The 12163-nt window shown below is 60.8% G+C and carries 12 protein-coding genes; 2 read left to right on the top strand and 10 right to left on the bottom strand.

The window, feature by feature from the left end:
• The first annotated feature begins 137 nt into the window (after positions 1–137).
• Positions 138–1367: a phosphoglycerate dehydrogenase gene (gene serA, locus ACWNZ1_RS17375; RefSeq protein WP_030140520.1), complete on the top strand. Its 1230-nt coding sequence runs from the start codon at positions 138–140 to the stop codon at positions 1365–1367.
• Positions 1368–1458: 91 nt separating this feature from the next.
• Here serA and ACWNZ1_RS17380 read toward each other — a convergent pair whose 3' ends face one another.
• Positions 1459–1884, bottom strand: coding sequence for a DUF4399 domain-containing protein (locus ACWNZ1_RS17380; RefSeq protein ID WP_135843154.1), 426 nt, complete (start codon positions 1882–1884; stop codon positions 1459–1461).
• A 134-nt stretch (positions 1885–2018) separates the two neighbouring features.
• On the opposite strand from ACWNZ1_RS17380, the gene ACWNZ1_RS17385 reads away from it, so the two are divergent.
• A complete protein-coding gene (locus ACWNZ1_RS17385) occupies positions 2019–2597 on the top strand; it encodes a transporter substrate-binding domain-containing protein (RefSeq protein ID WP_135843155.1) in 579 nt (192 codons plus the stop codon).
• Positions 2598–2688: 91 nt separating this feature from the next.
• On the opposite strand, the gene ACWNZ1_RS17390 is transcribed toward ACWNZ1_RS17385, so the two are convergent.
• From ACWNZ1_RS17390 to tcyN, 9 genes are all read right to left on the bottom strand, one after another.
• Positions 2689–3315, bottom strand: coding sequence for a class I SAM-dependent methyltransferase (locus tag ACWNZ1_RS17390; protein WP_135843156.1), 627 nt, complete (start codon positions 3313–3315; stop codon positions 2689–2691).
• Between the two features lie 103 nt (positions 3316–3418).
• Positions 3419–4063, bottom strand: coding sequence for a methionine ABC transporter permease (locus ACWNZ1_RS17395; protein ID WP_135843157.1), 645 nt, complete (start codon positions 4061–4063; stop codon positions 3419–3421).
• Positions 4053–5177, bottom strand: coding sequence for a methionine ABC transporter ATP-binding protein (locus ACWNZ1_RS17400; RefSeq protein WP_280944951.1), 1125 nt, complete (start codon positions 5175–5177; stop codon positions 4053–4055). The genes ACWNZ1_RS17395 and ACWNZ1_RS17400 overlap by 11 nt, the downstream gene beginning before the upstream one ends.
• Positions 5178–5179: 2 nt before the next feature.
• Positions 5180–5989, bottom strand: coding sequence for a MetQ/NlpA family ABC transporter substrate-binding protein (locus ACWNZ1_RS17405; RefSeq protein ID WP_135843158.1), 810 nt, complete (start codon positions 5987–5989; stop codon positions 5180–5182).
• A gap of 14 nt (positions 5990–6003) precedes the next feature.
• The gene (locus ACWNZ1_RS17410; protein ID WP_256454051.1) at positions 6004–7401 is read right to left on the bottom strand and encodes an LLM class flavin-dependent oxidoreductase; all 1398 of its coding nucleotides are present in this window, start codon (positions 7399–7401) and stop codon (positions 6004–6006) included.
• A complete protein-coding gene (locus ACWNZ1_RS17415) occupies positions 7401–8594 on the bottom strand; it encodes an SfnB family sulfur acquisition oxidoreductase (RefSeq protein WP_135843160.1) in 1194 nt (397 codons plus the stop codon). The genes ACWNZ1_RS17410 and ACWNZ1_RS17415 overlap by 1 nt, the downstream gene beginning before the upstream one ends.
• Positions 8595–8617: 23 nt before the next feature.
• Positions 8618–9859, bottom strand: a complete 1242-nt coding sequence (locus tag ACWNZ1_RS17420) for an SfnB family sulfur acquisition oxidoreductase (protein WP_256454052.1) — start codon at positions 9857–9859, stop codon at positions 8618–8620.
• 290 nt (positions 9860–10149) lie between these two features.
• The gene (locus ACWNZ1_RS17425) at positions 10150–10920 is read right to left on the bottom strand and encodes a hypothetical protein (RefSeq protein ID WP_135843162.1); all 771 of its coding nucleotides are present in this window, start codon (positions 10918–10920) and stop codon (positions 10150–10152) included.
• A gap of 478 nt (positions 10921–11398) precedes the next feature.
• Entirely contained in the window at positions 11399–12160 is a 762-nt protein-coding gene (gene tcyN, locus ACWNZ1_RS17430) for an L-cystine ABC transporter ATP-binding protein TcyN (protein ID WP_135843163.1), read from the bottom strand.
• Positions 12161–12163: the final 3 nt, after the last annotated feature.

Consider the following 12163-nt stretch of genomic DNA (forward strand, 5'->3'; position numbering starts at 1 on the left):
GGGGTGCATATGCTAGCATACCGACCCCGCAGCGTAGTGCCCAACGGCTGTTCTGCGGCGACGGCTGTCACGCCGGTCGGGCCAGCATGCGCTGTCCGATTCCCTGCCATTTTTCTCCGGGACACAGGTTTACGCAGATGAGCAAGACTTCTCTCGATAAGAGCAAGATCAAGTTCCTTCTTCTCGAAGGCGTCCACCAATCGGCTGTCGACGTCCTCAAGTCGGCGGGCTACACCAGCATCGAGTACATCACCAGTTCTCTGCCGGAAGCCCAGCTCAAGGAAAAGATCGCTGATGCTCACTTCATCGGCATTCGCTCCCGTACGCAATTGACCGAAGAGATCTTCGACCACGCCAAGAAACTGGTCGCGGTCGGCTGCTTCTGCATCGGCACCAACCAGGTTGACCTCAACGCGGCGCGCGAGCGCGGTATCGCGGTGTTCAACGCGCCGTACTCCAACACTCGTTCCGTTGCCGAACTGGTGCTGGCCGAAGCGATCCTGCTGTTGCGCGGCATCCCTGAGAAAAACGCTTCCTGCCACCGTGGCGGTTGGATCAAGAGTGCGGCCAACTCCTTCGAAATCCGCGGCAAGAAGCTGGGTATCGTCGGCTACGGCTCGATTGGCACCCAGTTGTCGGTACTGGCCGAAGGCCTGGGCATGCAGGTGTTCTTCTACGATACCGTGACCAAGCTGCCGCTGGGCAATGCCACTCAGGTCAACAACCTGCACGAGTTGCTGGGCATGTCCGATATCGTGACCCTGCACGTGCCGGAAACCGCTGCCACCCAGTGGATGATCGGCGAGAAGGAAATCCGCGCCATCAAGAAGGGCGGGATCCTGATCAACGCCGCTCGCGGCACCGTGGTCAAGCTCGACGCCCTGGCCGAAGCGATCAAGGACAAGCACCTGATCGGCGCCGCTATCGACGTATTCCCGGTGGAGCCTCGCTCCAACGACGATATCTTCGAAAGCCCGCTGCGTGGCCTGGACAACGTGATCCTGACCCCGCACATCGGCGGTTCTACCGCTGAAGCCCAGGCCAACATCGGTCTGGAAGTGGCGGAAAAACTGGTCAAGTACAGCGACAACGGTACTTCGGTATCGTCGGTGAACTTCCCGGAAGTGGCCCTGCCGGCGCACCCTGGCAAGCACCGCCTGTTGCACATCCACGAGAACATCCCGGGTGTGATGAGCGAGATCAACAAGGTCTTCGCCGAAAACGGCATCAACATTTCCGGTCAGTTCCTGCAGACCAACGAGAAAGTCGGCTACGTCGTGATCGACGTCGACGCCGAATACTCGGACCTGGCGCAAGAGAAACTGCAGCACATCAATGGCACGATTCGTTGCCGCGTGTTGTTCTAAACAGGCCTGGCATGCAATAAAAAACGGGAGCCTCGCAGGGGGCTCCCGTTTTTTTCTGTCGAACACATAACCTGTGTCAGCCAGTATTGCGTTATTTCACGTTGACTGTGATTTTCTCGGACACGATCGATGGGTCGAATGGCATGTGGCCGCTGTCGCCCAGGATCAATTGCAAGGTGTGCTTGCCCGGGGCCAGTTTGATGGTGGCCTCGGTTTGTGCCTTGCCAAAGTGCATGTGGTTGGCATCGGTCGGAATCGGCGCGCCTGCGGCAGGTAGTTTGTCGACATCGATCAGCAAATGGTGATGGCCAGTGTTCTTGGTCACATCGCCCGCCGGAGCCAGGGCAATGTTCTTGACGCCGAACTTGACCTTGAATTCCTGGGTAACGGTGGCGCCGTCTGCCGGGGAAACGATGAACACTTCAGCGCCTTTGGGCGCCGGCGTCGCGGCGCTTGCCAGCATCGAAGCGCCCAATAACAGACCGGCCAACGCGGCACGTGACATAAAGCTTTTCATTTTTTTCTCCAGTTTTTCCATGAAATCTGCGTGGCCATGACAACTTCATGACCATTCGTTGTCGAAGCCTGCAACAACCATAGCAAAGCGAACCTGAAACGAGCGTCGCTTGTATAAATTACAAAGGAGTGACCATGCGTTTTCTGCCTGGCCTGATCTGCCTGCTACCCCTTTTGAGCCCTCTGGCCCATGCCGAATTGATTGACGACATCAATGACCGTGGCGAACTGCGCATTGCCCTCGAGGCCAATACCGCTCCTTTCAACTTCAAGGAAGACGGCAAGCTCACTGGCTTTGAAGTGGAACTGGGCCAGATGCTGGCCGGTGAGCTCGATGTACAGGCCGATTTCGTGGTCACCGATGCCGGGGATCTGCTCACGGGTGTGGAAAGCGGTAAGTACGACGTCGCGATCAACCACATAGCAATGACCCCGGAACTGGCTGAACGTTTCGACACCAGCGCCGTATACAGCCATCCGGATGCGCAATTGTTGGCGAGCAAAGACGAGGCACCACGTCCGCTGGTCATGGCGCAGTCGTTCCAGCCGGAAGAAAAGAACGAGCCGGCGCCGAACCTGGTGATTCCGTTCCAGAAGGGCAACCCGGCGTTCAAGGCCAGCCTGGACAATGCCCTGGCGCGTATCAAGGATGATGGGCGGCTGGAGCAGTTGTCGCAGAAGTGGTTGGGTAAGCAGGGCGTGACAGGCAACTGAAAAACAGGACTCAAGCACGGTTCATTGTGGCGAGGGAGCAAGCTCCCTCGCCACAGGGTTCACCATTCGCTCGATCCAAACGGACCTGTCCTCAAGTTTTACGCCAGACACTCGCCAACCAAGGCTGCTGCTCCCGCGGCAGCCCCGCTGGCCGATAGTAATGCTCCAGTTCCACAAACCCTGCGTCAGTGAGCAGCGTGCGCCACGCCGCCAGGTCGTGATAGGCGCCAAAGCGCTGGCCATTCCAGCCTTCCTGGTTCTCGCCGCGAGGGTTGGAGCTGAACAGCACGCCACCGGGCTTGAGCGTGGCATGCAATTGTTTGAGCACTCGAGGCAATTCCTGGAGCGGAATGTGGAACAGCACGGCGTTGGCGAAGATCCCGTCGAAACGTTCGGCCGGCAGGTCGAGTTTCAAGAAGTCCTGTTGCCACACTTCACAGCCGCTGTCCTGGCGCGCCATCCGGGCAAACTCCGCTGAGCCGTCGAGGCCGACCGCGACATGGCCCATGTCGGTGAACGTTCGCAGGTCTCGCCCGGGGCCACAGCCGAAGTCCAGGATGTGCAACGGTGCCTTGGCCTGGATATGCTGCAGCAACGCGTCGATGTTCTGGCTGACGTCGTGGTCACGGGTGCCTTCGCGAAAGCTCTCGGCGACCGCGTTGTAATTGCCCAGGGTTGTAGCGGTGATGGCTTGCAGGTCTTCGGCGGTATGTTTCATGAGTCATGACTGGGTTGGGAGCGTCAGCCGACTATACCGCAAGGACACTGACGGCTTCGCAGCCAATCGCGAGCAAACTCGCTCCCACATGAAAAGCCCCGCGTCAGCGTTTGTTCAGCCCCCGCGCCAACCGATCTCCGCCCAATTGAATCACCGCCACCAACGCCACCAGCAACACGATCACCGTGAGCATGATCTGGCTGTCGAAACGTTGGTAGCCATAACGGTAGGCGATGTCACCCAGGCCGCCAGCGCCAATCGCTCCGGCCATGGCCGAGGAGTTGATCATGGTTACCAGCGTGATGGTAAAACCGCCGACGATCCCGGGCAGGGCTTCGGGCAGCAGCACATGCCAGACGATGTGCCAGCGCCGGCAGCCCATGGCTTGGGCGGCTTCGATCAGGCCATGGTCGACCTCCCGCAGGCTGACTTCGGCAATGCGGGCGAAGAATGGTGTGGCGGCGATGGTCAGTGGCACTACCGCAGCCCAGACGCCGTAAGTGGTGCCGACGATCAGCCGGGTGAACGGAATCAGCGCCACCATCAGAATCAGAAAGGGTATCGAGCGAAACAGGTTCACGAACGCACCCAAGGCGCGATTCAAGACTGGCGCTTGATAGATCCCGCCCTTGCCGCTGGTGACCAGGACCACCGCCAGCGGGATGCCTGCCAGCAACGCGATCAGCGACGACACGCCGACCATCAGGAATGTGTCGATGAAGCCCTGCAATAACCGATCAAACCACATAACCCAGCACCTCCACCCGTTGCGCCCAATTGCCGGCACGTTGACGCAGTTCCTCGGCGTCCCATGACGAGCCACTTACTGCGAGCAGCAATTGCCCCAGCCCGTGGCCCTGAATCCGTTCGATGCCGCCGTGCAGCAGCCGTACTCGACCACCGAGGGCGCTGAACAACGCGGCGAGGTCCGGCTCATCATGGCCAACCCCGGTGAATTGCACACGCAGCACGGTCGCTGCATCCGTCGAGGCCGGCTGCGCTTGCAAGCGGCTTTGCAGCTCGTCCGGCACGGCGTGTTGCAACGGCGCCAACAGCGTCCGGCTGACCTCATGTTGCGGGTTGCCGAACACTTCCCAAACAGGGCCCTGCTCGACGATTCTCCCTTGTTCGAGCACCACCACCCGGTCGCAGACTTCGCGGATCACCGCCATCTCGTGGGTGATCAACACGATGGTCAGGCCCAAGCGCTGGTTGATCTCGCGCAGCAGGCCGAGGATCGATTGGGTGGTCTCCGGGTCCAGGGCCGAGGTGGCCTCGTCGCACAGCAGGATCTGCGGGTCATGCACCAGCGCCCGGGCGATGCCGACCCGCTGCTTTTGCCCGCCGGAGAGCTGCGCCGGGTAGGCCTTGTGCTTGCCTTGCAAACCCACCAATTCCAGCAGCTCGCGGACTTTGCGCTGGCGCTGGTCTTTGGGCACGCCAGCGACTTTCAGCGGCAGCTCGACGTTCTGCCAAACGGTCTTGGCCGACATCAGGTTGAAGTGCTGGAAGATCATGCCGACGCGCCGGCGCAGAGCCACCAGGCGGTCTTCATCGAACTCGCCGATGTCCACCTGATCGATCAGCACCCGCCCGCTGCTGGGTTGTTCCAGACGGTTGATGGTGCGGATCAGCGACGATTTGCCGGCGCCGCTGCGGCCGATGATGCCGAACACCTCGCCGCGTTGGATCGCCAGGTCGATGCCGTGCAGTGCGGCCACCGGCCCTTGGCGGCCGTTGTAGGTCTTGCCCAGGCCGATGAAGCGCACATGGGCGCGATTCAGCTCCGGGTGCAGTTCGGTCTGTTCGGCGCTCCGGGGCGTGGGGGCTTCGTGTCGGAGTCGAGCGTTGAGGGCGTTCATCATCAGCCTTCCCAACCGGCCTGGTAGAGCTTGCCGTGGGCCTTGTCCAGGGCTGCGCGCACCGCTGGCGAGTGCTGGTAGATGTCGACGAACTTGGCCAGCCGCGGGTCGTTCTTGCTCTTGGGCTGGATCACGAACTGAATCACGTATTCCTTGTGATCCAGGCCGTCGAACAGCAAGGCCGACGTGGCATCGAAGGTCTTGGCCAGGCGGATGTAGGCTGGGTAGCCCTGCACCAGATCGGCATCTTCATAGGCCCGCACCAGTTGCACGGCTTCGACCTGGAGGATCTTGAGCTTCTTCGGGTTGGCAACAATGTCGTCTTCAGTGGCCTTGTAGCCCACGCCTGGTTTGAGCGTGATCAGCCCAGCCTTGGCCAGCAGTTGCAGGCCGCGACCGCTGTTGATCGGATCGTTGGCAATGGCCACGCTCGCGCCCTCGGGCAGTTCGTCGAAGCTTTTGTATTTCTTCGAATAGAGGCCGACGTTGTTGATGATTCCCGGCGCAAAGGGCACCAGGTCGAACCCGGCGGCGGCCTTGGCGTTTTCCAGGAAAGGGATGTGCTGGAAATAATTCACGTCGATATCCCCGGAGGCGAGGCTGACGTTCGGGGCGATCCAGTCACTGAACTCCACCAGCTCGACTTTCAGGCCTTGCTTGCCGGCTTCTTCCACGGCGGCCTCCAGGGGAATGGCGAACGCGGCGGTGGTGCCGATTTTCAACGGTGCATCGGCGGCGAACAGCGCCGAGCTGAATAGACCGAGGGTCAGGGCCAGTGCTTTGACTGGCAGGGTCAGGAGTTGCTTGGTCATGTCGGTCATTCCAGTCATTGATTAAGTGAATCGCATGCCTTTGTGGCGAGGGAGCAGTGTCGGTAGGTTGAGCCGGTGTGTTGTCCAGGTAGATGGGCCCCTGCCTGAAACAGCTTTTCACGCAGACTGCCGTTGTCGTATTCGGTCTTGTACGAACCGCGTCGCTGTAACTCGGGAATCACCAGCTCGATGAAGTCCACATAGCTTTGTGGCGTGACGATGCGGGTCAGGTTGAAGCCATCCAGGCCGGTTTCGGCGATCCACGACTCCAGCTCATCGGCCACCTGCTCGGGCGAACCCACCACGGTGATGTAGCGACCACCGAGGGCGTGTTGCTCCAATAATTTGCGCCGGGTCCAATCGTTGTTCTGCAGGGTTTTGGTGGCTGACTGGATGGCGTTGCTCTTCACGTATTGGATCGGCTCGTCCAGTTCGTACTGGGAAAAATCGATGCCCGTCGACGCGGAAAAATGTGCCACCCCGGCCTCGGCACTGGCGTAGCCCAGGTACTCGGCATGCTTGGCCCAGGCGGCCGCTTCGGTCTCGCCGACGATCACGTTCAGGCCCATGAACACCTTGATGTCCTCGGGGTTGCGCCCGGCCTCGACGGCGCTGGCGCGAACCTTGTCCACCTGGACCTTGGTCGCCGGTTTGTTCTGACCGCTGATGAATACGCACTCGGCATGCCGTCCGGCAAACAGCAAGCCACGCTCCGAACTGCCGGCCTGGAACAACACTGGCGTGCGTTGGGGCGACGGTTCACACAGGTGATAGCCCTCGACCTGATAGAACTCGCCCTGGTGCCGGACCTTGTGCACCTTCTGCGGCTGGGCATAAATCCGCCGCTGGCGGTCGTTGAGCACCGCGTCGTTTTCCCAGCTGCCTTCCCAGAGTTTGTAGAGCACTTGCAGGTACTCGTCGGCCTGGTCATAGCGGCGGTCATGTTCGACTTGCGCGGTCAGGCCCATGGCTTTGGCGGCGCTGTCCAGGTAGCCGGTGACGATGTTCCAGCCGACCCGGCCGCGACTCAGGTGGTCGAGGGTGCTCATGCGTCGGGCGAACAGGTACGGCGGTTCGTAGGTCAGGTTGGCGGTGAGGCCGAAGCCGAGGTTTTTCGTCACGGCGGCCATGGCCGAGACCAGCAGCAACGGGTCGTTGACCGGCAGTTGGATCGACTCCTTCAGTGTGACGTCCACCGACTGCTGGTACACGTCGTAGACCCCGACGATATCGGCGATGAACAGCCCGTCGAACAGTCCGCGCTCAAGCAGCTGCGCCAGCCCGGTCCAGTATTCAATGGTGTTGTACTGGGTCGAGGTGTCCTGGGGATGGGTCCACAAGCCGTGATTGATGTGCCCGATGCAGTTCATGTTGAACGCGTTGAGCAGGATTTTTTTCTTGCCCTGGGCCATCAAATGGTCCCCCGCAGCGGCGGCTTTTCGTCGTTGAGGTAGAAGTTGCCGACGGCGTGGTACTTCCAGCGCACCGGGTCGTGCAGGGTGTGCACCCGGGCGTTGCGCCAGTGGCGATCCAGGCCATGTTCGGCCAGGGTCGCCTGGCTGCCGGCCAATTCGAACAGCGTGCTGCCGGCGGCCAGGGAAATTTCGGTGCTGATGGCGCGGGCTTCGGCCACGGCAATCGAGGCAGCGGCGACCGTGTCGGCATCGGTGTCGGCCTGGGCCCGGTCAAGGAACTCACCGGCACGCTCCAGCAGGGCTTCGGCGGCGTGCAGGCGGATGCTCAACTGGCCGAAACTCTTGAGGGTGTGCGGGTCTTCGGTGGCGACATCGCTGGTGGCGTCGATCCATGGCCGGGTTTTGCTACGAACAAAGTGCAGGGCGTCTTCATAGGCGGCGCGAGCGATGCCGGTGTCGATCGCGGCGTGGAGAATCTGCGCCAGTGGCCCCACCGGCGTCGGTCGCTCGAAGGCGCTCTGGAAGGGCACGATGTCTTCGGCGTCGACATAGACATCTTCGAACACCACCGAACCGCTGCCGGTGGTGCGCTGGCCGAAACCGCTCCAGTCGTCGATCACTGTCAGGCCCTTACTGTGGCGAGGGACGAACGCCAGTTGCTGTACACCGTTTTCATCCACCACCGACGTGGGAATGCGCTGGGCGTAGATCGCGCCGGTGGCGTAGAACTTGCGGCCGTTGATGCGATAACCCTCGCCGTCGCGGCGCAGTTGGGTGATGCGGTCATGGGCGGTCTTGGTGCCAAGCTCGGCCAGGGCGTTACCAAAACGCTGGCCGGCGAGCACTTCGGTGTACAGGCGTTGTTTTTGCGCTTCAGTGCCGTTTACCCGCAGCACTTCCAGGGCGTAGAAGTGATTTTGCGGAATTTGCCCCAGAGAGCCGTCGGCCTGAGCAATCAGCGCAATGACCTTGGCCAGGGTGATGTTGGAAACGCCCGCGCCGCCGCAGGCCTTGGGTACGCTGATGCCCCACAGGCCGGAACGGGAAAAAGCCTCCAGCTCCGGGTGCGGCAGGCGGCGTTCGCGGTCGCGCAGGGCGCTATCGCGCTTGAAATCTTCGGCCAGGTCGCTGGCCACGATCAGGGCTTGTTCATCGCTGGTGATCACCGCGACATGTTGGGAAAACGTCATGTGCTGCTCCAGAGGTCGGGTCGTCAGATCCAGGAATGCCGGGCCGGCAAGGTGCCGTTCAGGTGGTAGGCGCCTACCGCGTGATATTTCCAGCGCACCGGGTCGTGCAGGGTGTGGACCCGTGCGTTGCGCCAGTGGCGATCGAGATTGAATTCGGCGAGGGTGGCGCGGCTGCCGGCCAGCTCGAACAGCTTTTCACTGGCTTGCAGGGCGATCTCGGTGGTGAGCACCTTGGCCTCGGCCACGGCAATCGAGGCGCGGGCGGCGGATTGCGCGGTGATGGGCGCGGCACTGACCTGATCCAATACCTGCCCTGCTTTGCGCAGCAGCGCCTCGGCGGCATGCAGTTCTATTTTCAGCTTGCCGATGTCGGCGATCACATAGAGGTCGTCGCTGGCCCGCTCGACCTTGGCATCGATCCAGGGCCGGGCCCGTTCGCGAACGAAGGTGATCGCATCGTCGATGGCGCCACGGGCAATACCCGCATCAATGGCGGCCTGGATCAGTTGTGAAATCGCGCCCTGCACGTTCGGCGTTTCGTTGATGCGCCAGTTGTCCAGCACCAGTTCGGCGTCGACCCGGACGTTGTTCAGCAGCACGGTGCCGCTGGCCGTGGTGCGCTGGCCGAAACCCGACCAATCGTCAACGATCCGCAGGCCCGGCGTGCCGCGCCGAACGAATGCCAACACTTGCCGGCCTTGGTCATTCAGCGCCTTGACGGCCACCCAGTGGGCAAACAGCGCGCCGGTGGAATAGAACTTCTGACCGCTGACGACAAAACCGTCACCGTCAGCGCTGATCCGCGCCTTGAGTTCAAGGGTATTTCGAACGCCGCGTTCCGGCCCGGCATTGCCGATGCGCCAGCCTTCGAGCACGCTCTGGAAAAGGATTTTTTTCTGCCGTTCGGTGCCCGTGCCAAGAATCAGCTGGAGCACGCCGAACTGGTTCTGCGGAATTTGCCCCAGGGCCGGGTCGGCGGCGGAAATGATCGCGAACACGTCGGCGATAGTGACGAACGAAACCTGGGGGCCGCCGTATTGGCGGGGGATGGCGATGCTGCCCAGTCCGCTGCGGGTAAATTGCTCAATCTCTGACCAAGGCAGCTTGCGCTGTTGATCGCGCCGCGCCGCCTGTTGACGGGCGACCTGTGCCAGGTCATGGGCGGCCTTGATGGCCTCGGTATCGTTGCGCAGCACCTGCGCGGGTAGCAACAGGGGTGCGACGTCCAGGTCGCTCTGGACCTTTGCTTGCGCCAGATCAGACATCACCGCCACTCCGTGGCTGCAGGCAGTGCCTTGACGTCCTGCTCCGGGACGATTGTGTTCCGTACCATACCCACCTCACATCTCAAGAAAACGCCGCGATGAATGCGGCGAACGAAAATCAAGAATGTCCGGTGGTCCGGTGTATATACCCTAAACGCGTGTAAATTATTTATGAACTAACTTTTAGGAATATGTATAGGTTGGATTTAAATTGGGGCTATACGCGCACTGGGGCGAGGGGGCAAGCTCCCTCGCCACAAAAAGCGGTCCTCGCAAAAGCGTTTTCCGTATCAGGTTTTTTTGCGTCGCGGCTCGGCCGCCATGAGGGCTTCTTTGGGCGGGTTTTTCAGGTAGGGGTTGGCACAACCGATCTTCAGCGTCAGCGGTGGTGCCCACAGGGAGTTGTTGCCCACGCGGTCGAGGATGCAGTAGGTCACCTCCAGGCGCAGGTCTTCCCCCGCTTCGAGAATGATCTCTGGCGGCACCCAGATGTTGATCGGCTGGCCTACTTCGCCAGGTTTGATCCGGGGCAGGTCCATGCGCACGTCGCCCCAGCGCAGGGTGATCGCATCGTCGGCAGTCATGTTCAGGTAGGGTTCGATCGTCAGCGGTACGCCGCGCTTGATCTGGTTCGGGTTCACGCCCTGGCGCCGAATGGCCGCAGGAATACGCACCGGTGCCAGCCCCTGGTTTTCCTCGCCACTCAGAGCGGGCGGCTGGCCGCCGGGGCAATCGAGCTTGACCTGCACCTGCTGCGTGGCTGATAGCGCCGGCCCGCGCCCGACCTGCATCACGCGATAATGGATGCGCGACGTCCCGTTGACGATGAAACTCTCCGGCACCCGCAACGTCACGATCTCTTGTGTATCTGACTCCGACAGCAGGCGGGAGCCAACGTAGCAGTTGTCCCAGAACAGTTCGATCAGATCGCCCGCGTCCATGCCAGGGTAGGGCGCGATAGCGACCTCCAGGTGGGCTGCGCTGGTGATGTTGATGCCGGTGCGGTGGGCATTGGCCAGGGAGGGCGCGGCCAGTTCAGGGATGGTTGACGTACATGTCATGGTGTTCTCCTTGATGCTTGAAAACGAAGTCCGTTTCGGGTGTATCACGGCGGTTAGTAATAGCGGCATATTTTATTTGCGCCGTTGCGCAGAATTAAAATGATGTGCTTCGCCCGTTGCTCTCTAGATAAGGGGTCGCTAGTTGCAGTGTCAATAGAGGCACTTGGTTAATAATTAATTGGGTAAGGCTTCAGAAACATCCTACGCATGGATGTTAGTAATACTCGGGGCCAAACGCCCTTTTCCTAGGCTTATCTGTTCGCGAAAAAAAACGTGAGGGGCACCCGCTGGCCAGAGCGGGTTAGAGCATAGCCCGAAGTGAAGTGTTACGAGAGGTATGCATATACCGCACATAGAGTATGTCGAGGATGTCAGGTGCCGTGCAGGTTGTTTCGTTATGGGTAAGTTGACGGTGCAGTGTTGGCCTTGTCGTAGTTGCCTCACTCCCATCCCTGGAAGTGACGACACTACGAATAACTTACTGGGTGCTGTGTCCGGCTGAGAGGAACTTGCTGAGAAACTGCCGAGTGCGTTCTTCCTTAGGGGCTGCAAACAAAGCCTTGGCTTCACCTTGTTCGACGATCACGCCTTTGTCGAAAAACACCACGCGGTTTGCCACGTCCCGGGCGAAGCCCATTTCGTGGGTGACGATGACCATGGTGCGTTTTTCTTCGGCCAGGCCGCGAATGGTTGCCAGTACTTCGCCCACCAGTTCCGGGTCCAGGGCCGAGGTCGGCTCGTCGAACAGGATCACCGCCGGCTCCATCGCCAACGCCCGGGCAATCGCCACACGCTGTTGCTGGCCGCCGGAGAGGCGTCGCGGGTAGGCGTCCTCCTTGCCCGACAGGCCGACCTTGGTCAACAGCTTGCGGCCCAGGGCTTCGGCTTCGGCGCGCGGCGTCTTTTTCACCACCAGCGGACCTTCGATCACGTTCTCCAGCGCGGTGCGATGGGGGAACAGATTGAAGTTCTGGAACACAAAACCCACCTGCTGGCGCAAACGCCGCACCAGGTTCTGCTGCTGGTTCAATGGGCGGCTGCCATCGATCTCGATGTCGCCGACCTTGATCCGGCCGCTGCTGGGTTCTTCGAGGAAGTTCAGGCAGCGCAGGAAGGTGGTCTTGCCCGAGCCACTGGGACCGATGATCGCGACCACTTCGCCTTCTTCGATCTTCAGGTCGATGCCGTTGAGCACTACCTGACCCTTGAACTGCTTTGTCAGTTTTTCCACGACAATCATGGG

Source organism: Pseudomonas sp. CFBP 5748, from assembly GCF_053850495.1.

What these genes read in the sequence shown, in the direction of transcription:
- ACWNZ1_RS17400 (WP_280944951.1), bottom strand. Translation starts at nt 5,177, where the DNA reads ATGAACGCCCTCAACGCTCGACTCCGACACGAAGCCCCCACGCCCCGG.
- ACWNZ1_RS17380 (WP_135843154.1), bottom strand. Translation starts at nt 1,884, where the DNA reads ATGAAAAGCTTTATGTCACGTGCCGCGTTGGCCGGTCTGTTATTGGGC.
- ACWNZ1_RS17405 (WP_135843158.1), bottom strand. Translation starts at nt 5,989, where the DNA reads ATGACCAAGCAACTCCTGACCCTGCCAGTCAAAGCACTGGCCCTGACC.
- ACWNZ1_RS17410 (WP_256454051.1), bottom strand. Translation starts at nt 7,401, where the DNA reads ATGGCCCAGGGCAAGAAAAAAATCCTGCTCAACGCGTTCAACATGAAC.
- ACWNZ1_RS17415 (WP_135843160.1), bottom strand. Translation starts at nt 8,594, where the DNA reads ATGACGTTTTCCCAACATGTCGCGGTGATCACCAGCGATGAACAAGCC.
- ACWNZ1_RS17385 (WP_135843155.1), top strand. Translation starts at nt 2,019, where the DNA reads ATGCGTTTTCTGCCTGGCCTGATCTGCCTGCTACCCCTTTTGAGCCCT.
- tcyN (WP_135843163.1), bottom strand. Translation starts at nt 12,160, where the DNA reads ATGATTGTCGTGGAAAAACTGACAAAGCAGTTCAAGGGTCAGGTAGTG.
- ACWNZ1_RS17390 (WP_135843156.1), bottom strand. Translation starts at nt 3,315, where the DNA reads ATGAAACATACCGCCGAAGACCTGCAAGCCATCACCGCTACAACCCTG.
- serA (WP_030140520.1), top strand. Translation starts at nt 138, where the DNA reads ATGAGCAAGACTTCTCTCGATAAGAGCAAGATCAAGTTCCTTCTTCTC.
- ACWNZ1_RS17425 (WP_135843162.1), bottom strand. Translation starts at nt 10,920, where the DNA reads ATGACATGTACGTCAACCATCCCTGAACTGGCCGCGCCCTCCCTGGCC.
- ACWNZ1_RS17420 (WP_256454052.1), bottom strand. Translation starts at nt 9,859, where the DNA reads ATGTCTGATCTGGCGCAAGCAAAGGTCCAGAGCGACCTGGACGTCGCA.
- ACWNZ1_RS17395 (WP_135843157.1), bottom strand. Translation starts at nt 4,063, where the DNA reads ATGTGGTTTGATCGGTTATTGCAGGGCTTCATCGACACATTCCTGATG.